Origin of the sequence: Enterococcus sp. DIV0167 (genome assembly GCF_050541555.1) — a bacterium.
In the GTDB taxonomy this organism is placed as follows: domain Bacteria; phylum Bacillota; class Bacilli; order Lactobacillales; family Enterococcaceae; genus Enterococcus; species Enterococcus faecalis.
In genome coordinates this window covers 1,182,940-1,202,512 of record NZ_CP172933.1, presented here as the reverse complement: position 1 = coordinate 1,202,512, position 19,573 = coordinate 1,182,940, and the positions used below count along the sequence as shown (strand labels likewise).

The 19,573-nt window shown below is 38.4% G+C and carries 19 protein-coding genes; all 19 read right to left on the bottom strand.

From position 1 onward, the window contains the following. Positions 1 to 209: 209 nt before the first annotated feature. Positions 210 to 2,312: a heavy metal translocating P-type ATPase gene (locus IGM09_RS05895; protein ID WP_033624952.1), complete on the bottom strand. Its 2,103-nt coding sequence runs from the start codon at positions 2,310 to 2,312 to the stop codon at positions 210 to 212. 121 nt (positions 2,313 to 2,433) lie between these two features. Further along, entirely contained in the window at positions 2,434 to 3,438 is a 1,005-nt protein-coding gene (locus IGM09_RS05890) for an ATP-binding cassette domain-containing protein (RefSeq protein ID WP_010828773.1), read from the bottom strand. Beyond that, positions 3,435 to 4,106: a molybdate ABC transporter permease subunit gene (gene modB, locus IGM09_RS05885; RefSeq protein ID WP_002360415.1), complete on the bottom strand. Its 672-nt coding sequence runs from the start codon at positions 4,104 to 4,106 to the stop codon at positions 3,435 to 3,437. The genes IGM09_RS05890 and modB overlap by 4 nt, the downstream gene beginning before the upstream one ends. An 8-nt stretch (positions 4,107 to 4,114) precedes the next feature. Further along, complete coding sequence (gene modA / locus IGM09_RS05880) at positions 4,115 to 4,915, bottom strand: molybdate ABC transporter substrate-binding protein (RefSeq protein ID WP_002357711.1); 801 nt, start codon at positions 4,913 to 4,915, stop codon at positions 4,115 to 4,117. A gap of 18 nt (positions 4,916 to 4,933) precedes the next feature. After that, positions 4,934 to 5,905 carry a molybdopterin-binding protein gene (locus IGM09_RS05875; protein ID WP_010713437.1) on the bottom strand — a complete coding sequence of 324 codons (972 nt, stop codon included), beginning with the start codon at positions 5,903 to 5,905 and terminating at the stop codon, positions 4,934 to 4,936. 3 nt (positions 5,906 to 5,908) lie between these two features. Further along, positions 5,909 to 6,391, bottom strand: a complete 483-nt coding sequence (locus IGM09_RS05870; RefSeq protein ID WP_016617934.1) for a MogA/MoaB family molybdenum cofactor biosynthesis protein — start codon at positions 6,389 to 6,391, stop codon at positions 5,909 to 5,911. Then, positions 6,384 to 6,818 (bottom strand): MOSC domain-containing protein, encoded by a 435-nt coding sequence (locus tag IGM09_RS05865; protein WP_002357714.1) that lies wholly within the window; start codon positions 6,816 to 6,818, stop codon positions 6,384 to 6,386. The genes IGM09_RS05870 and IGM09_RS05865 overlap by 8 nt, the downstream gene beginning before the upstream one ends. A gap of 2 nt (positions 6,819 to 6,820) precedes the next feature. Continuing rightward, positions 6,821 to 7,795, bottom strand: coding sequence for a GTP 3',8-cyclase MoaA (moaA, locus tag IGM09_RS05860; RefSeq protein WP_074653131.1), 975 nt, complete (start codon positions 7,793 to 7,795; stop codon positions 6,821 to 6,823). After that, positions 7,792 to 8,301: a cyclic pyranopterin monophosphate synthase MoaC gene (moaC, locus tag IGM09_RS05855; RefSeq protein WP_010713439.1), complete on the bottom strand. Its 510-nt coding sequence runs from the start codon at positions 8,299 to 8,301 to the stop codon at positions 7,792 to 7,794. Before moaC ends, moaA begins: the two co-directional genes overlap by 4 nt. 718 nt (positions 8,302 to 9,019) lie before the next feature. Continuing rightward, positions 9,020 to 10,222, bottom strand: a complete 1,203-nt coding sequence (locus tag IGM09_RS05850; protein WP_010713440.1) for a molybdopterin molybdotransferase MoeA — start codon at positions 10,220 to 10,222, stop codon at positions 9,020 to 9,022. 17 nt (positions 10,223 to 10,239) lie between these two features. Then, on the bottom strand, positions 10,240 to 12,960 hold the full coding sequence (gene fdhF / locus IGM09_RS05845) for a formate dehydrogenase subunit alpha (protein WP_033624950.1): 2,721 nt from the start codon (positions 12,958 to 12,960) through the stop codon (positions 10,240 to 10,242). Between the two features lie 2 nt (positions 12,961 to 12,962). Next, complete coding sequence (locus IGM09_RS05840) at positions 12,963 to 14,261, bottom strand: complex I 51 kDa subunit family protein (RefSeq protein WP_033624949.1); 1,299 nt, start codon at positions 14,259 to 14,261, stop codon at positions 12,963 to 12,965. 11 nt (positions 14,262 to 14,272) lie between these two features. Beyond that, a complete protein-coding gene (locus IGM09_RS05835; protein WP_016617932.1) occupies positions 14,273 to 14,761 on the bottom strand; it encodes an NAD(P)H-dependent oxidoreductase subunit E in 489 nt (162 codons plus the stop codon). Then, entirely contained in the window at positions 14,749 to 15,330 is a 582-nt protein-coding gene (locus IGM09_RS05830; protein ID WP_010775810.1) for a hypothetical protein, read from the bottom strand. Before IGM09_RS05830 ends, IGM09_RS05835 begins: the two co-directional genes overlap by 13 nt. Then, positions 15,320 to 16,144, bottom strand: coding sequence for a formate/nitrite transporter family protein (locus IGM09_RS05825; RefSeq protein WP_010775809.1), 825 nt, complete (start codon positions 16,142 to 16,144; stop codon positions 15,320 to 15,322). The genes IGM09_RS05830 and IGM09_RS05825 overlap by 11 nt, the downstream gene beginning before the upstream one ends. A gap of 15 nt (positions 16,145 to 16,159) precedes the next feature. Next, entirely contained in the window at positions 16,160 to 16,735 is a 576-nt protein-coding gene (gene mobA / locus IGM09_RS05820; protein WP_002361748.1) for a molybdenum cofactor guanylyltransferase, read from the bottom strand. Between the two features lie 140 nt (positions 16,736 to 16,875). After that, complete coding sequence (locus IGM09_RS05815) at positions 16,876 to 17,904, bottom strand: lysylphosphatidylglycerol synthase transmembrane domain-containing protein (RefSeq protein ID WP_002360426.1); 1,029 nt, start codon at positions 17,902 to 17,904, stop codon at positions 16,876 to 16,878. Between the two features lie 19 nt (positions 17,905 to 17,923). Further along, complete coding sequence (locus tag IGM09_RS05810) at positions 17,924 to 18,190, bottom strand: DUF1294 domain-containing protein (RefSeq protein ID WP_002357729.1); 267 nt, start codon at positions 18,188 to 18,190, stop codon at positions 17,924 to 17,926. Between the two features lie 145 nt (positions 18,191 to 18,335). Beyond that, positions 18,336 to 19,565, bottom strand: a complete 1,230-nt coding sequence (gene pepT / locus IGM09_RS05805) for a peptidase T (protein ID WP_002360428.1) — start codon at positions 19,563 to 19,565, stop codon at positions 18,336 to 18,338. Positions 19,566 to 19,573 lie beyond the last annotated feature (8 nt).

The window sequence follows — 19,573 nt, the reverse complement described above, 5'->3', positions numbered from 1 at the left end:
GAAGCGCAATTTTCGTACAAATTCTCTCTTATTATATGCCACAAAGCGAAAAATTTAAAGATTTCTTTACAAGAACTCTGGCAATTTAAGAACGAATAGAAATTGTGTAGGTGAAAAAGCGTGGAACAAAAAGTCAAAGTGATTTTTGTCCCACGCTCAAAACCTGATAATCAGCTAAAAATGTTTGTCTCAGCTGTACTTTTTAAGGCTTAGTTATTATCTTTCATCTTTTCTACACGTAAACAACGCATAGCATTTAAAACAGCGATAATAGTTACACCAACATCAGCAAACACTGCTGCTTGCATTGAAGCCAAGCCTAATGCACCTAGTGCCAAGACAATGATTTTAACAGCAATTGCAAAGATAATGTTTTGTTTAACAATTCTCAATGTTTTTCTTGATAATTTAATCGCAGAGGCGATACGACTTGGTTCATCATTCATAATCACCACATCAGCAGCTTCAATTGCCGCGTCACTTCCTAAACCACCCATGGCAATCCCAACATCAGCCCGGGCTAAAACAGGTGCATCATTCATGCCGTCACCAACAAAGGCAACTTTGTTTTTAGGTGAAGATGCTTTTAACAACTCTTCTAAACGATCCACTTTGCCATCTGGTAAAAGTTCTGCATAAACTTTATCAACACCAACTTCTTTTGCAATAGCTTCTGCAACTTGTTGATTGTCTCCAGTCAGCATAACAGTTTGTTTGACCCCTTCAGCTTTTAATTCTTTTATTGCTGAAATGGCGTCTGGTTTCAATTGATCCGCAATCACTAAGTAGCCTGCAAATTGATTATCAATAGCGACAAAAATTAAAGTTCCCGCTTCCTTCACTTCTGGTGCTTCGATACCAAATTGTTTCATTAACTTCGCATTACCGACTAAAACTGTTTTGCCTTCAATTGTGGCTTTGATACCGTGTCCGGCAACCTCTTCAATTGCTGTTGCTGGAACAGTTTTTTTGCCATAGCTTTCTTTAATAGAAATAGCAATAGGATGAGTGGATAATTGTTCTGCTGTTGCTGTTAAACGCAACAACTCTTCTTCAGGTAAAACAACACTAGTTATGTTTTGAACCACAAAATTTCCTTTTGTTAGCGTACCAGTTTTATCAAAAACAATCGTTTCCGTATTCGCTAAAATTTCTAAATAGTTGCTCCCTTTAATTAAAACACCTAGTTTGCTGGCTCCGCCAATTCCACCGAAGAAACTTAAAGGAACAGAAATGACTAAGGCACATGGACAAGAAATAACCAAGAACGTTAATGCCCGATAAACCCATTCATTAATAGAAGTATCAGGGAAAATAAATGGTGGAATCACTGCCAATAAGACAGCTAAAACAACGACAACTGGTGTATAGTAACGAGCAAATTTAGAAATAAAGTTTTCTGCAGGGGCTTTTTTACTGCTAGCATTTTCAACTAAATCTAAAATTTTGCTAACTGTTGAATCCCCAAATTTTTTCGTAACATTAATAGTCAAGGCCCCATTTTTATTAATAAAACCACCTAAGATTTCATCGCCGACTTTGACCGTTCTTGGAACGGATTCACCAGTCAACGCAGAGGTATCTACCATACTTGATCCATCAATAATTTGACCATCTAATGGAACTTTTTCACCTGGTTTCACTAATATTTGTTGCCCAATTTCAATTGTATCTGGAGCGACCGCTTTTATTTGTCCATTTACTAAAAGATTTGCTGAATCTGGACGAATATCCATTAATTTGGCAATTGATTTTCTGGATTGATCAACCGCAGCACTTTGGAACCATTCGCCGACTTGGTAGAACAACATTACTGCCACAGCTTCGGGATATTCCCCAATAAAAAATGCCCCAATCGTTGCCACAGACATTAAGAAATTTTCATCAAACACTTCCCCACGAAAAATATTCGTTACCGCTCGTTTGACAATGTCGCCACCAATTAAGACATAAACGACTAAATAAGACGCCAAAGCAACCCAATTATTACTTGGCTTAATGATAATAAGTGCTAAAAATAAAACAAATGCAATAATGATACGAATTAAGCGATTCTTATTTGGATTACGTCCCTCTTCTTCTTTGACATCTTTTAAAGAAATAACTTTGACATCTGGTTCTAACTTACCAATCACTGCACGCGCTTCATTTTCGACTTCTAAATCATGTCCTGATTCAACTTCCAGTGTCATCTTTTCAGCCATGAAGTCCACACGCGCTTTTTCTACTCCGTGAATTTTTTGGACAGATTTTTCAATTTTGTCTGCACAACTTGCACAATCAAGTCCTTCTAGTTTATAACTCTTTTGCATTTAAACACCTTCACTCCCTATATAATAGCGATTATTCCGTTTACATGAATAACCTTTCATAAATCTATTATAAATGAAGATGCAATCATATGTCAACCGCTTCACGTAATCTTTTTCTATTTTATAGACATAATGGCATAATTGCTGTAGGTGGAATGGATAACTGAGTAATAACTTTCGGATTGAGTCTATTGCTCCCTTTCCACCAAATTTTGGTTTGTTGGTGTTGAAACCAAGCACTTTGTTCAAAAGGTGCTGACAATGTTTGTAAGTGATGCACTTCGATTTGATTGGTTGCCTGCGGTTCTGTTGTGAAATCATGGGCCCGAATACCAATAGAATGACAAGAAATAGGAACTTCTTGTGTAACCGTTAGTGTTTGTTGCCAGCCAATCACTTGGACTCTGTGCGCATCTATGCGTTTGACAGGCCAAATATTTTTACAACCAGTGAGTTTAGCTGCTTCAATCGTTTGAGGTTGGTTAAATAATTGATTTGTTGCACCAAAAAGTGTTTGGTTTTTTGTGATTATCACTAAACTCTGACATAACTTATACAGTTCATCTAAACTATGACTCACAATTAAGGCATGTTGATTTAAATTACTTAATCGCTGTTGAAGTTCAATTTGCAGCTCTTCCTTTAAGGGTGCATCTAATGCGGAAAATGGCTCATCTAATAATAGGTAAGCCGGCTGAGCCGCTAGCATTCGCGCAAAAGCCACTCGTTGTCTTTGTCCTCCAGAAAGTTGACTAGGATATTGTTGTTGGACTTTAGTTAAGTGAAAAGACGCAAGCAATTGAGTGACCAATTGTAAATCTTTTGTCACGCACGTCAGATTTTCTACTACCGATAAATGAGGAAACAACGCATACTGCTGAAACAAAAGACCAATTTTTCGTTGTTGCGGCGACAAATTGATCTTTTTTTCAGCATCGAATAAGACTTGATCATTTAAAACAATCTGACCTTTATCCGCAGTCTCAACACCCGCAATACATTTTAATAACATACTCTTGCCACAACCAGAAGCACCTAAAATTCCTGTTGTTTGCGTCTTTGTTTCAAACTGAATTTGCAAAGTATGACTTTTCAATTCTTTTTGAATATCAACAATTAATCTCATTCCGATCTTCTCCAAGCGCGCTGACTAAAAAATTCCGTAAAAAATAAAATAATCAGGCAAAGTAATAACATAATCACAACATATTGATTGGCTAAGCGCCAATCCCCACTTGCTACAGCAGAGTAGATAGCTAAAGGAAGCGTTCTTGTTTTGCCAGCAATATTCCCTGCTAACATTGTCGTCGCTCCAAATTCGCCTAACCCACGGGCAAAGGCTAACACGCCACCGGCCAAGAGACCGTTCATCGACAAAGGTAACGCAATTTTTCTAAAATATCGACTTTCCGAAAATCCGAGTGTCTGGGCTACCGCCAACAATTCACTATCCATTTGTTCAAACGCCGTTAAGGCTGAACGATACATTAAAGGAAATGAAACAGCAACGGCAGCAATAACCGTAGCTGGCCACGAAAAAACAACTTGAATGGCAAAAAAATCAAGTAAAAACTGGCCCACTGGTTGCTGAACACCAAAAATAGTTAAGAGAAAAAAACCAAAAACAGTCGGCGGTAAAACTAATGGCAACGTAAATAAACTATTCAAAAGAATTTTTAATTTACGATTTTTCAAACGAAAAACAATATATGCAACGCCTGTTCCTAAAATAAAAGTAAATAAAATGGCGATTATTGCTGTCTGAAAAGATAAAAGAATTGGTCGAACATCCATTTTCCCACCTACTTTGTTAACTTAAAGCCAATATTTTCAAAATATTTTCTGCATTGTTGACTCTGTAAAAAATTTAAAAAAGCATCCGCTGATTTTTGTTTCTTAGAGGCGGCAACTTTACCAACTGGATAGATGATTGGCTTCTTCAAAGCAGCTTCAGGCATGGCCGCAACAATCGCTACTTTTGAATTGGTTGCTGCATCTGTCGCATAAACCAAGCCAGCTTCTGCACTTGCATTCGCTACCCATTCAAGGACTTCTGTTACATTCGTACCAAAGCTTGCGTGTTTTTCTACATAGGACCAAGCACCTAAAGCTTTTAAGCCTTCTTCGGCATATTGACCAGCTGGAACACTCGCAGGATCACCAATTGCTATCATTTGGGCTTTTTTTAAATCAGAAAAATCATGCCACTTTGCTTGATCTTGGTTAGGCACAATAAGAACAAGCTGGTTTTCCAATAAAGGAACGACACTTTTCTTATTAATTAGTTTTTCTGCAACCAATGCATTCATTTGTTTTGTCGAAGCCGAGAAAAATACATCGGCTTTTAGGCCTTTTTCAATTTGCATCTGTAATTTTCCAGAACTATCATAGGTTCCAGTTACCTGAATATCTGGATGCTCTTTTTCAAAGGCTGGAATAATTTTCTTCTCCATGACTGATTCTAAGCTAGCTGCTGCCGCAAGGGTTATTTCTTCTTTTTTTGTTGAAACTGTTTCTTTTTGCGGCTGATTTGTACATGCAGCAATTAGGGCAACTAAACTGAATAAACTAAGCAAGAACACAGTCTTTTTTTGTTTAGACATTTGAACGCCTCTTTTCTTTTATAAATACCCGCCATAACTCAAGTCAATAATTTCAGATTTTTTAATCACTTCTTTGGCCATTAATCTTGGTAACAACAAATCAAAAACCGTTTTTTCTGAAAATAAAACACCACCTGGTAAGCCAATGATCGTTTGCTCTCCTTTATAAGCCAGCAAAAACATTGAGCCTGGTAAGACTGGTGTCCCATGGGTTACGATTTCAGCACCTGTCTGCTTAATTGCTAACGGTGTCAAATCATCAGGATCTACACTCATACCACCTGTACAAACAATCAGATCAAGCCCTTGTGCTAACATCTTTTTGATTGCAACAGTAATTTTTTGCGGCTGATCATCGACAATTTCTTGCTTGACAATCGTAACTAAAGGATACGCGGAGAACTTGGCTTTTAACACAGGGTAAAAAGCATCCTCAACCAATCCTGTGTAAACTTCACTGCCAGTAGTTACAATCCCGACCCGTATTTTTTTGAAAGGTTTCACAGAGATTAGTGGCTCAGACGTGCTGAACTGGCATGCCTTTTCTAATTGGCTTTTAGAAATTGTTAGTGGAATCACTCGAAAGGCTGCAACTTTTTCATCTTTCTGAACTTCTATATTGGTAATTTTAGTTGACAAGGCAAGACCTTCAATTTCATTTAAAGCAATTAATTTTTCTCGATTGACTTTTAAAAGACCTCTCGTGCTAGCTTTAGCAACAATTTTTCCTTCATGGACTTCACTCGGCTGACATGAGTCATCTGTTAACAGGTTATACAAAAATGTCGCTGCCTCTTCTTCATGTATTTCTGCTGGATCCAAGGAAACAAACAGATGTTTTTTCCCTAATGATAAAAGAATTGGAATATCTTCTTGAACAACTATATGTCCTTTTTTAAAACACACTTCCTTGGTCTTTCCATAGTCAATTCGCGTAATATCATGACTCAACGGAAGGCCAACTGCCTCTTCTGTTCGAATTGTTTTCATGGTTTATTCCTCATCATGTATGATTTTTTTATTTGTGATTAAATCCAAAGCGTGGGGCAAAACAGGCAACAAAAAATGCAAATGTTCTGTTACACTTTTTGGACTACCAGGCAAATTAACAATGAGCGTGCGTCCTCTTTGAACAGAAACGCCTCGACTTAACATAGCAAATGGTGTTTTTTCCAAGCTAAGTTGACGCAAGCCCTCACTGATCCCAGGAATGATTCGCTCTGCTACACGTAAGGTAGCTTCTGGGGTCCGATCCCGTTCACTCAACCCTGTGCCGCCTGTCGTTAAAATCAAATCACAGGTCTTAGACCACTCTTGCAATAGCTCTACTAATTGATTTTCTTCATCTGGTAAAATGGTTTGTTTGGTTACCTGGTAGAGCGCAGGTAACTGTTCACGAATCAAGGAACCCGATTGGTCGACAGCAAGTCCTTGAAAGCAACGATCACTTAATGTTACAATGCCCACTTTAAACAACGTCTAACTGGTCTCCTTTTTTAATATGACCTTCTGTCACAACAACTGCAAAGATTCCTTCTCTAGGCATGATGCAATCGCCCACTCGCGCATAAATCTGACAGTGTTTATGGCACTCTTTCCCAATTTGAGTAACCACCAATTCGGAATCGCCTATTTTCATTTTCGTTCCAACAGGTAATTGACGTAAATCAATCCCTGAGACGATTATGTTTTCCCCGAAAGCACCATTGCCAACCCGAGCTCCTTTTTCATTGAAAGCCGTTATTTCTTCAAAAGATAACAAACTGACTTGTCGATGCCAATTCCCGCCGTGCGCATCATTTTCTAATCCGAAACCTTTAATTAAGTTGACTTCAGGAATTTCCTTTTTCTGTGTGCCTCTTCGTGGGCTAATATTTATTGCAATAATTTCTCCTGTTTTCATGCTTACCCTCCTATTTGTGACATAAATCGTTGTTCTCCTTGTTGTTCCAAGAAAAGATGTTTTTCAGGCTTACAGGCAATGCCACTCTTGATAATCCCTAACAATTCTGCTGTTTGTTCCTTAGCTAAAGCTTCCTTTAACGAGTAGCCGTCTGCAGAATGCAGGCACGTTTTTAAATGGCCGTCTGCAGTAATTCGAATTCGATTGCACGTCTCGCAAAAACAATGCCCTAATGCACTAATAAAACCTATTTTTCCTTTAAAATCTTTTAAGGCGTAATAACTAGCAGGGCCATTGCCCAATGGTTTTTGGTATGGTTGTAACGTTCCATAATGTTTGGTTAAAATGTCTTCTACTTCTTCTTGTTGCTTACCTGGATGCTCCTTCCCTAATCCAATTGGCATCATTTCAATGAAACGAAGATGCACAGTCTCTTTCTTAGCGATTTCAGCCAGTTCTACAATTGTTGCTTCACTTAGCTCTTTCCTAGCTACAGTATTAATTTTGATATTAGGTAATCCCACATCAATCGCTTGTTCTAAGCCCGCCAGAACATTCCTTAACTGACCAACTCTTGTTATTTCTCGAAATTCTTCTGGATCCAAAGTGTCTAAGCTAATATTAATGCCGTCCAAGCCCGCCTCTTTTAACCCTTGAGCCTCACGAGCTAACTTCATGCCATTAGTCGTTAGGGTTACTTTTTCGATGCCTGAGATTTGCTTTATCCTTTTAATTAAAGAGAGTAAATTTGGTCTAACAAGCGGTTCACCACCTGTTAATTTAACTTTTTTGATGCCTTCTTTCGCTAATATCCTCAGTAAAAAAATAATCTCATCATCTGTTAGAAGCTGCTCTTTTTTTAAAAAGCAAAGACCTGTTGCTGGCATGCAATACGTGCAACGTAAGTCACAACGATCTGTTAAAGACAAACGAACATAATCAATTTCACGGTTAAATGCATCTTTCATGCTGTTCACTCATCACTTTCCTTTGATTTAATTGAAGAACGAATGAAATGACCACTGCGTCCACCATTTTTCTCTAATAAACCAATGTTTGTCATTGTCATTCCGCGATCAATTGCTTTACACATGTCATAAATTGTTAAGAGTGCTGTCTGCACACCTGTTAGCGCTTCCATTTCAACGCCAGTTGAACCCACTGTTTTTGTAAAGCAACGTACTTCTAAACAAGTTTGATTGCGCCAATTAAACTGAATTTCACACTTTGTCAAAGCAACCAAATGACACAAAGGAATCCATTCAAACGTTCGTTTTGCGGCGGTAATCCCAGCTACTCTTGCTACCTGTAATACTTCACCTTTTTTAATCATTTGGGTCTGGATCGCTTCTGCTGTCGCTTCCAACATGTGAATTTCTCCATAAGCGAGGGCTGTTCTTTGAGTGTCATTTTTTTCCGAAATATCAACCATATGCACTTCTCCTTGTGTATTCAAGTGCGTAAATTCCTTACTTTGAACCATCTCTCCACCTCACATTTGACATTTGTTAACGTTTACACAATACTTCTTTTTCAAGTGTATCACTCTTGCATCAAAAAAACAATCTGTCATCCATAATTTTTTTTAGTGAGAAATCGAAGTTAAAAAAGTTAAGCGACAAAAATTACGTGCTTCGCTTAGCCTGACCAGACTTTTGTCTAAGTCTTAAAACTTGATAAGCAATAAGAGGTCGGGACAGAAGTGCTTAACTCCGAGAACCAAGTAGGTACTGTTCAACATCTATTTGCTTTGCAAATAGTGTTTCTCAGCAATAAGAAGGAATTTCCGAAAATTGTCATAAAACACAACGAGGAACGAATTGATGTTGCATGATACCTATCCGGTGTTCTTTAATTTTTGGAGACCAAGTAGGTATTGTTCATCATCGAATCACTACGTTCTTCGTGATTCTCAACAATTTCGGCTTATTTCCGAAGGACCTTCACCAAGTAGGTACGATGATTTCATCTGTTCATGCTTCACAGTGAAACATCGCAACTCTTAGAGCTGTAGCTCTTTTGAAGGCTGTACTGTGACGAGACGCATGTCGAGAAAACACCTTAGAAGTTGTTGAGATCGGAGCAACGCGTAGTGTTGCTTCTGCTCCCGCCGTTTATCAATTTTTAAGCCTGGAACAAAAATCCAAAGTGATTTTTGTTCCAGGCTCTTACTTTCATACTAATCTTAGGTCAGGTTGTCATCAAGTTTGCCAATAATAGACTTTTACAAGCGCGCCTTTTTTGAGTAACACACCAGCTGGTTGTTCTAGCAGGCAATTTGTTTCTAAAGTATTTGATAAATTGGATGAAAGATGACTTTTTGTCACTAAATTTACTTTGCCATCTATTTCTTTCGCTCGGTAAAATCGACGTAGTCTACTGGGGGCTAATTCATGCGCTAAAATTACTGTTCGTTCCTTTAGATTTAACTCGACACAATTAAAAAAAGTAGCTAATAATGTCCAGTAAAAAAGATGTAAATTAACCATTGCCGCAAACGGATTGCCTGAAACGCTTAAAATGAGTGTTTCTTGAAATTGACTTCCCATAACTGGGGTTCCAGGTTTCATATTTACAAAATGAAACAACTCTGTTCCTCCGATACGTTTAATCGCTAAAGGTAAATTGTCCTTTTCACCTACCGAAACACCACCACAAGTAATTAATAAATCAAGTTTTGGTGAAATCTCAATCAGCCTCTTCGCTAATTCTTCAGGGTCATCTGAACAATGGTCTAGGTGGATTACTTCATTGCCACTCGCTTTGACAAAAGCTGCTAACATGTAGAGATTACTATTATAAATTTTCCCAACTGACAGCGGTTCTTCCAAAGAAACTAACTCACTACCCGTCGCTAAAATCCCCACCTTCATGCGCTTCAATACAACAACTTTATCAATCCCTTGCATTGCCAACAGACCAATCATGCGACTATTAATCTGTTGATGTTTTGCTAAAATTTTTTGCTGAAAAGCAATATCTTCTCCAATTTCCGCATAGTTTTGGCCCGCAGTGACAGAGCGAAAAATTTTAACATGGTCCTGCCCAAAATCCGTCCATTCTTGTGGCACTACAGCATCAAAATCGGTTGGAATAAAAGCACCTGTCGTTATTTTAATCGCACAGTTATTCGTCTGATTACAATAAAACATGGAATCCCCTGCCACTAAAGAACCAACGACTTTTAAACAACTTGGGCTTTCAGCAGTCGCACCTCGTGTTTCTACTGCACGAACGGCATACCCATCCATCCCGGCACGAGGAAAATGAGGAATCGCTGTCTCTGCAAAAATGGTTTCTCCGCTAATCCGCCCCAAGGAATCAAGCAGCGCCACTTCTTCTGTTTCACATTGACTCTTCATATGTTGGGTCATTTTCTCTCGTGCTTCTTCCAACTCGATCATGTTTTAACCATCCTTTTTTATTTATTCACTGGTTTAATCGCAACGGCACAAACTTTATATTCAGGAATTGTGGCGATATCATCAAATACAGCATTGGTAATTTCGTTAACATTCCCATCTGGAAAGTGGAATGTCATAAAGACTTCTTGCGGAAATACTCGATTTCCGACAGCCGCATAGGTTTCGATTTTGCCACGTCGAGAATGAACTTCAACTTTGTCACCTTCTTGGATTCCCAGAGCTTGTGCATCGACGGCATTTATCTCAATATAAGAGTGATTCGCTATTTGGTTAATCCCTTCCGTTCGTCCTGTCATTGCTCGGGTATTGTAATGGTAAAGCATTCGGCCTGTCGACATTAAATACGGGTACTCTTCATCTGGTAATTCTTGTGCTTGCTTATACGGAATTGCTTTAAATAAACCTTTCCCACGAGCAAAACTGCCCACATGCATAATCGGCGTGCCTGGATCTGTCAAGCTACGACAAGGCCATTGTAAGCTCTCCTTCTCTAAACGTTCATAATTAATTCCACCAAACGAAGGCGTCACAGCTGAAATTTCTTCCATAATTTCTTTTGCAGATTCATACGCACAAGGATAGCCCATCCGTGTCATGACTTCACAAAAAATTTCATAGTCTTCTCGCGCTTGTCCCCTTGGTTCAACAGCTTTGCGGACTCTTTGCACGCGCCGTTCTGTATTTGTAAATGTCCCATCTTTTTCTGCATAACTGATGCCAGGTAAAACAACATCTGCATAAGCAGCCGTTTCGGTCATAAATAATTCTTGAACGACTAAAAAGTCTAAACTTTCTAAAGCTTGACGAACATGTCCTGTGTCTGGATCCGTAACAATTGGATCTTCTCCAAAAATATAAAGGCCTTTGACGTTTCCTGCCGTTGCTGCTGGCAAGACTTTAGTAGAAGTTAAACCTGTGTTTCGATTTAACGGCACATGCCAAGCTTTTTCAAATTTGTCGATTACTTCTGGATTATTGACTTTTTGATAGCCTGGGAAATCATAAGGCATACAGCCCATATCGCAAGCACCTTGAACATTATTTTGACCTCGCAAAGGATTGACACCACAGCCTGGTTTTCCAACTTTACCAACCAACATTGCCAAATTAGACATACTCATAACACCCTCAGTTCCTGTCGAATGTTCCGTTACGCCTAAACAATAAATGATTGGTGCTTTCTCTGCTTTTGCATACATGCGTGCTGCTTGAATTAAATCTTCTGGATGAATATGACAAATTTCTGCGACTTTTTCCGGCGTATAATCAGCCACCATTTTTTCTAAATCTAAAAATCCTTCTGTCCGTTCTTCAATAAAATGGCGATCTGCTAAACCTTCTTTCAAAATCACATGCATCATGCCATTAGCAAATGCGACATTCGTTCCCGCCTGAACTTGTAAATGCAGCGCACTATCCTTCACTAAGTTAATTTTCCGCGGATCAACAACAACAACTTGCGTTCCTCTTTGGATGGCTTGGCGAATTTGCGCACCAATAACTGGATGAGCTTCTTCTGGATTGGAACCTACTAATAAAATCATGTCGACATCTTCAGTGATATCAGCAATAGGATTAGTCATCGCACCAGAGCCTAAGGTTTGGGCTAAACCATGGACCGAAGCCGAATGACAAACACGGGCACAGTTATCAACATTATTGGTACCAAAAGCAGCACGCACCATTTTTTGAAAGACATAATTATCTTCATTTGTCGCTCTAGAGCACGAAAAACCAGCAAGAGCATCCGGACCGTTTTCTGCTTTAATTTCGTTAAATTTTGACGAAACAAGCGTTAAGGCTTCTTCCCAAGAAGCAGGTTCAAAAATCCCATTCCGTTTAATTAATGGCTCCGTTAAGCGATCTCCTGACCCAACAAATTTATATGAAGCAAATTTTCCTTTCACACAAAGTAAATTTTTATTAGCTGGTCCATCCAGAGGTTCAACACCCACCAAACGATTATTTTTAACGAGTAAATTCATCTGACAGCCTGTCCCACAATGTGGACAAGTTGTAGGAATTTTCTGGGTTTCCCATTTGCGGTACTCTTTCGTATCTTTTGCTGTTAACGCTCCTGTAGGACAGGAAGAGACACAATTGCCACATGATTCACAGATAGATTGATCAAACGCCTGCCCATAATTCGGCATCATTTTTGTTTCAAAGCCACGATTAGCAATACTGAGTACATCTCTTCCCTGCCGCAATTGACAGACACGAGCACAACGACGACACATGATACACTTTTCTGGATCATAAGAGAAAAATGGATTACTGGTATCTTCTTGATGGCAAGGCATTCTTTTTCCCTCGGTAAAGCTAGTGGCATCAATCCCATAATCTAGCGCATACTGTTGTAATTGACAATCCCCGTTTTTTCCACAAGAAAAACAGTCTAATTTATGATTACTCAATAATAAATCAAGAATAAAACGTCTGGAATCAGCAACTTTTTCAGAATGTGTTGACACAACCATGTCCTCTTGACAATGTGCCGTACAAGCAGTTGTTAAGCCACCACGTCGGCCGCCTTCCACCTCAACCACGCACATCCGACAAGAACCATCAGGCGCTAATTCCTTTAAATGACAGAGCGTTGGGATTTCAACACCTAGCCCTTTCGCTGCTTCGAGAATGGTAGTCCCTTTAGGCACAGTTACTTCTTGGTTATCAATAGACAATGTAACTGTTTGCGTATGCAACTTTGTTTTCATTTTTACCAACCTCCTTTGCTGGTGGCATAGATTTCTGTTTCAGCAGTCGTTTCAAATTCTTCTGGAAACAAATCCAATGCACTCTTCATTGGATTTGCGACGGATTGGCCCAAACCACAAGCTGATAATCGCGTGACATGCGTGAGCATCTTTTCCAATCGTGGCAAATCACTAGCTGTTGCCTCGTTCCGATTGAATTTACTCAATAATTCCAAAATCCTAGTTGTTCCCAATCGGCAAGGGGTGCATTTACCACAGGACTCATGAGCAAAAAAGGCCGCCACGTGTACTAAATAGTCCACAACATTGACTGAATCATCCATTACTACAATTGCACCAGAGCCGACAGATAAGTCATGGGCCCATAAATCTTCGTAGGAATACAAACAATCCCTTAACGTTGCGACAGCACCAATTGGACCGGATTGTCCACCGAAGTGAATAAATTTTAATGATCGACCAGTTGCAGAGCCTCCGCCGTATTGCTCGCCATAAATTATTTCTTCTAATGGTGTTCCAAGGTTGACCTCGTATAAGCCCCGATTTTTAATATGTCCAGACAAACAAATTAGCTTTGTTCCGCCACCATCGGCAGTACCCATCTCTAAAAAGGCTTGTCCACCTTCTCGTAAAATTACAGGAACACTTGCAAATGATTCAACATTATTTACTAATGTTGGTTGCAAATATAAACCAACATCTGCTAAGTGTGGTGGTTTGACACGCGGCCGCCCCGTTTTTCCTTCAATTGAATTTAAAAGTGCTGAATTTTCCCCACAAATATAGGCGCCAGCACCAGAAATAATCGTAATATCATAATTAAATCCTTCAATTCCTAAAATGTTTTCCCCTAAAAAGCCAGCTTGTCGTGCATTATCCAGTGCTTCTTGAAATGTTTTTTGGATTCTGCGATATTCTCCTCGCATATAAATATAACCTGCTTTTGCTGAAAATAAATAGCCAGCAATGATCATTCCTTCAATCACACTCAATGGATCTTCAGATAAAAGTACTTTATCCTTAAAGGTCCCTGGTTCGCCTTCATCAGCATTACAAACAATGTACTTTGTGGTTCCTTTTGCATGATAAAGATGGCGCCATTTTTTTCCTAAAGGATAGGCTGCTCCACCGCGACCTCTTAAGTGCGCAATATCCAGTTCGTTTAAAATTTCTTCATCCGATAGTGAAATTGCTCTTTTTAAACCATCAAATCCATCGTATTTACAATATTCAGAAACATCGGTCGCAGATTGCATTTTCCCCATTCTCTCTAATAACATTGGTTGGTTTCTCTTAAGCATTGACTCACCTCCTACAGTCCTTCATAGCAATCATTTTGTAAATGTTGAATTAATTGATAAATTTTCTCTTCTGTTAGTTGACTAAAAACGGTGTCCTTAATTTTAATTACTGGACCTAAATCACAAGCCCCGATACAAGGAATACTGTGATACATAAATAAGCCATCTGGGGTCGGCTGATTCTCTGGCACTTCTAAAATGGTTTCTAATACCTCTGCAACCATCGCCCCACCAGTATAATGACACGGTGTGCTGTTACAAATCTTCAAGACATACTTCGCTTGCGGTTCCGTCTTTAAAATGGCATAAAAACTGACGATTTCATAGACTCGCGCTTCCGTTAAATGTAGATGCTCTGCAACTAATTGAGCTGTTTCCTGATCGATATACCCTTCCTCTGAAGCAAATTGTAATTCAATTAAAATATTTAAAATTCGTTGTGGATCAGCATCGTTTGCTAGAATAATCGCTTCTTTTTCAATTAAGCTTAATGCACACATTCCTTTTTATTCCCCCTTTTTAGTGAAACTTGAAGTTGTTCTCCTTGATAATAGATACGCAATTCTTTTGGTATTTCAGCAGATAGTAAACAAAAATCGGCTTTATCTATAACATTTTTTGCTGATTCTTTTTGGCGATTCTGGTTATTCATCATAAGAAATAGTCCTGGCTGTACAACATTACGTAATGAATTTGATTCACAAATGATTAATGCTTGGGCCGGCACAGCTTTCAGAAATTGCTGAATGGCTTCCGCCAAATTTTCTTGAAAAACTTTCAATAGAAAAACTTTTTGACAACCTGCAGCTAATAATTTCATGGTATCTTTATTGCCAATCGTCTCTTGCTCTTCTACTAATTCATAACCAGCTGTAATACTGGTACAAATTCCGCATCCTTTTGTGCCTCGTTGACACACCCCTCGTTGACCACTAATCGTAATAATCTTCAAGCCATAAATTGGATAGACTTCTTGGTACTGTTTAATAAGGGCTTCGGCTAATGTCGTTTTGCCACTATTCCGACCAGTAGAACCAATTTGAATCATGTTTGGTATCTCAATTGCCATAGAGCTCCTCCGTCTGAATCGTTTTCTCAACTCTTGGTTTGACAGTTGCTGGTTTTGTCATAAAGATCAATGGTACGGCCATAAAAAGACTGCCACCTACTGCATTGCCTAAAAATACCCATAGTGTATTTTGCAAATAATCCCACCAACTGATTGTGGTGCTTTGTGAAAAAATTGCCGCTGGAATAATAAACGCATTGGCGACCACGTGTTGAAACCCACAAACAACGAAAACCATGACAGGAAACCACAAGCCAAACATTTTACCTAAATATGATTTTGCCAACGCTCCGAGATAAACCGCTAAACAAACAAAAATATTACAGCCAATCCCTGAAACAAAAGCAACTAGCGGTGGATCAGCAATTTTCGCCTGAGCAACTGCGACTGTTTTATCCAGAAACGCACCTTCAGTTAACCCAACAATATGGCCAAATAAATACGCCACAAGAAATCCGCCTAGACAATTGGTCAATAAAACAACTAGCCAGTTATAACAAAGAGTGCCCACTCGAACCTTTTTCTGTAATACGCCTAATGTCATTACCATCATATTGCCTGTTGCTAACTCACCACCAACAAAAGTAAGCGCTATCAATCCAACTGGAAATAAAGCTCCACCCAGAAAGTTGTTAAAACTTCCCCATTCTGTGGGGGCGGTTCCAGTGATACGAATAAACGCCAAGTAACCCAGTGCAATACAAAAACCAGCCATGATGCCTAAAATACAGAGTCGAACAAACGATAATTTCCCTTTCATTTTTGCCTTATCACCTAAGCTTGCAACTATTTCTTCACTACTGAAAAAATCCATTACGATTCCTCCTTTTTATCGATACCACTGAGACAATTCTTCTTTTCGATTGACATTTTTAAGTTGATTCTCTTTTGATAGTTGCACCGTTTTTACAGATAGATGCTCAAATTCTTGCCGAATCTGATAGTTATTTTGCGCAAGCTGTTTTTGAAATGTTGGTAAACAAGAACATCGATAAAAGCCAAATAATGGTTCTTGACGACCTTCAAAGTCAAAGATTGTTACTTGATTTTGTCCACGCTTAGAGGCTAACTGATACACAAGTTTAGGAGAAAAAGTTGGTATATCACAGGCAATTACAAACACTTCAGCTTTCTGAGTATAGTTCATTGCTGTCACAATCCCACCTAATGGCCCCTTTCCAAGATACATATCTTGAATGATTGTGCATTTTCTAAACGCCTTAGGAAATTTTTGACTATCATTCGTTACTAAAATAACCTCTTCGAACAGTTCCATTAACTTTTCAGCTGTTTGCAAGATCACGTATTGGCCTTGAATTTTCAATAATGCTTTATCAAATCCCATCCGTGAACTTTTCCCGCCGCATAACAGCACTGCTGTACAATCAGCAATAATTTTCGCCACCCCTTTACCATAATTTTTATTAGTTCAAAAAAATATTTTTTAGTCATGTATTAAGTCTATTATAAGACATCCCTCGTACAAGTCAATTCCTTTTAAAAAAAAAGAACGAGAAAAAGAGCGACTCTTTTTCTCGTTCTACCTTATTCATCTGTTTGACGTTTTATTTCTTCAATCTCAATGCGTAATGATTTTCGTTTCTCAATGGCGACATAAACCAAGCCAATCAAAAAGGGTAACACAAAGCTACCAAATCGATACAGTAAAACAGATGCTACAGCATCAACATTGCCGACCAATGGTTTAAACAACAATAAGTAAACAAATTCAAATGGACCAATGCCAGCAGGTGTTGGAATAACTCCTGAAAGAATAACAGCAAAACTGGTAAAGGACATCACTAATAATAAATCAATATTCGGGTGATTTTCTACTAAAACAATGTAAGGAATAATGTACCAAAATAATAATTTAAATACATTCCATGAAAAGATTCGAAGCAACGCTGAGCGATCTTGTGTAATTGTTTGGACAGCCGCCCGCAAGGAATAGATTTGTAAATTACAATTATCCACCCAATCTCTTAGTTTTGGTCGTTTAAACCAACGATTGGCAAACTTAACCAATAAAACTTGCAACTTTAAGCTACTAGATAAAATAAGTAATGCTGCAATTATTACTAATGTTAAAATAACACCTGCTAAAATGAATGGAATCATCTTAGGCGCATTTTCATAAAACAGGGAAAATTGAATAATCAAACCAATAATTGCTAAAAAAATCACGGCTGCTTTGTACATAATCATATGTAATGCCGTTATCCCCACACTTTTAGAAACAGGAATTCCCTTTTTCTTATAAAAATAAATTTCTGAAAGCAAGGTTCCCGTGCCAAATGAAATAATCCGATAAAATGCTACATAACAAGAAGTAAAAAAACCATCCACTGTTGTAAAGTCTTTGTTAAAATAACGAGCTATTTCCTTGATTGAGCGCCCTTCTGCAAATTGATAAACTACTCCAAAAAAAATAACAGCAATCAGCACCAGCCAACTCGTTTCCATCAGTTGAGCAAAAATATCACTTAATGAATTATCCATGACATAAAAGATTACGCCTAAAACGATAATCATTAACAACATATTTAAGCCAATTTTTACTTTTCCTTTCATCGCTTCTCCTTTTTTGTTCTTACTTAAACGTTAGATAGATGCAACTAATCATCGCGATTACGCCAATTGAATAACACAATGCAAAAACTGGTTTTTGGGTTTTATGATGAAATTTCTTTTGTCCCATTAGCCCACCTAGACCGCCACCGACAAGTCCTATCGTCAATAAGCGGCGTTCTGGAATACGCCAGTCCCCACGTTTTGCTTGTTTTTTATCATAACCCATCATACTAAACAATACTAAATTAATGACGAGGAAATAAATGATTACTATCCACTGAAGCATTCTTTCTGGCCTCCTAACTAGTTACTGTACTAGGATACCTTGTTCTGATTCTAATTGCAAAAAAATTTTCAATGACTCATGAAACTACAACAGGAAAGTAAGCTCTCGGTTGCCCGTTTTCTTACTTTCCTATTGAGTACCTCATTTATTTTGCATTTAATTCAGCAATTTTAATAATCACATTGGTCGCTTTTTCCATGGCTTGTAATGAAACAAATTCAAAACGGCCATGCATATTTTCGCCACCAGCAAAGATATTTGGTGTTGGAATCCCTAAATAAGAAATTTTTGAGCCATCCGTTCCACCGCGAACAGGTTCAATAATTGGTTGAATTGACAATTCTTCCATTGCTTGTTTAGCAATTTCGACAATGGACATATCTTTTTCAATCACTTCTCGCATATTATAGTATTGATCAAATAAATCAACTTTGATTCGTTCTTCATCAAATGGTGCATTCAATGTTTGCTGAATTTCTTTAATTTTAGCTTTACGTGCTTCAAAAATCTCGCGATTGTGATCGCGAATAATATACGTCATTGTAGCTTCTTCTGGCGTTCCAGCAAACGCTGCTAAATGATAAAAGCCTTCTTCACCTGCTGTTTTTTCTGGAACTTCGTCAGCAGGTAAGGCATTATGGAAATCAATTCCTAGTTGTAACGCATTAATCATTGTATTTTTCGCCGTTCCTGGATGAACGTTTTTCCCTTGAATTGTAATTTCTGCTTGCGCCGCATTAAACGTTTCAAATTGTAATTCACCTACTGGCCCACCATCCATTGTATAAGCAAAATCCACGTTAAATTGAGCGACATCAAATTTGTCGGCACCTACACCAATTTCTTCGTCAGGACCGAAAGCCACACGAATGGTGCCATGCTTAATTTCTGGGTGATTAATTAAATATTCCATGGCTGTCATTATTTCCGCAATACCTGATTTATCATCAGCCCCTAATAAAGTGGTACCATCGGTTGTGATAAGTGTTTCACCACGATAATTTTTTAAGTTAGGAAAGTCTTTCGTATTTAAAGTGAATTTGCCTTCTTTATCTAAAGGAATAGTTGATTCTCCGTCATAGTTCTCAACAATTTGCGGAGAAACATTCACTGCATTAAAATCAGCCGTATCCATATGGGCAATAAAGCCGATTGAACGAACGTCTTTCTCCACGTTACTAGGTAACGTAGCAATCACAAAACCATTTGTTTCGTTATAAATAACATCGCTCATCCCTAATTCTTCTAATTCTTTTTTTAAGGTTTGTGCAAAGGCTACTTGTGTTTGTGTTGATGGTGTCGTTGTGCTAGTTGCATCTGAGCGTGTTTCTGTTTTCACATAGCGTAAAAAACGAGGTAATAGATTTTCATACATAAAAGAAC

What these genes read in the sequence shown, in the direction of transcription:
- IGM09_RS05895 (WP_033624952.1), bottom strand. Translation starts at nt 2,312, where the DNA reads ATGCAAAAGAGTTATAAACTAGAAGGACTTGATTGTGCAAGTTGTGCA.
- IGM09_RS05890 (WP_010828773.1), bottom strand. Translation starts at nt 3,438, where the DNA reads ATGAGATTAATTGTTGATATTCAAAAAGAATTGAAAAGTCATACTTTG.
- modB (WP_002360415.1), bottom strand. Translation starts at nt 4,106, where the DNA reads ATGGATGTTCGACCAATTCTTTTATCTTTTCAGACAGCAATAATCGCC.
- modA (WP_002357711.1), bottom strand. Translation starts at nt 4,915, where the DNA reads ATGTCTAAACAAAAAAAGACTGTGTTCTTGCTTAGTTTATTCAGTTTA.
- IGM09_RS05875 (WP_010713437.1), bottom strand. Translation starts at nt 5,905, where the DNA reads ATGAAAACAATTCGAACAGAAGAGGCAGTTGGCCTTCCGTTGAGTCAT.
- IGM09_RS05865 (WP_002357714.1), bottom strand. Translation starts at nt 6,818, where the DNA reads ATGAAAACAGGAGAAATTATTGCAATAAATATTAGCCCACGAAGAGGC.
- moaC (WP_010713439.1), bottom strand. Translation starts at nt 8,301, where the DNA reads ATGGTTCAAAGTAAGGAATTTACGCACTTGAATACACAAGGAGAAGTG.
- IGM09_RS05850 (WP_010713440.1), bottom strand. Translation starts at nt 10,222, where the DNA reads ATGATCGAGTTGGAAGAAGCACGAGAGAAAATGACCCAACATATGAAG.
- fdhF (WP_033624950.1), bottom strand. Translation starts at nt 12,960, where the DNA reads ATGAAAACAAAGTTGCATACGCAAACAGTTACATTGTCTATTGATAAC.
- IGM09_RS05840 (WP_033624949.1), bottom strand. Translation starts at nt 14,261, where the DNA reads ATGCTTAAGAGAAACCAACCAATGTTATTAGAGAGAATGGGGAAAATG.
- IGM09_RS05835 (WP_016617932.1), bottom strand. Translation starts at nt 14,761, where the DNA reads ATGTGTGCATTAAGCTTAATTGAAAAAGAAGCGATTATTCTAGCAAAC.
- IGM09_RS05830 (WP_010775810.1), bottom strand. Translation starts at nt 15,330, where the DNA reads ATGGCAATTGAGATACCAAACATGATTCAAATTGGTTCTACTGGTCGG.
- IGM09_RS05825 (WP_010775809.1), bottom strand. Translation starts at nt 16,144, where the DNA reads ATGGATTTTTTCAGTAGTGAAGAAATAGTTGCAAGCTTAGGTGATAAG.
- IGM09_RS05815 (WP_002360426.1), bottom strand. Translation starts at nt 17,904, where the DNA reads ATGAAAGGAAAAGTAAAAATTGGCTTAAATATGTTGTTAATGATTATC.
- IGM09_RS05810 (WP_002357729.1), bottom strand. Translation starts at nt 18,190, where the DNA reads ATGCTTCAGTGGATAGTAATCATTTATTTCCTCGTCATTAATTTAGTA.
- pepT (WP_002360428.1), bottom strand. Translation starts at nt 19,565, where the DNA reads ATGTATGAAAATCTATTACCTCGTTTTTTACGCTATGTGAAAACAGAA.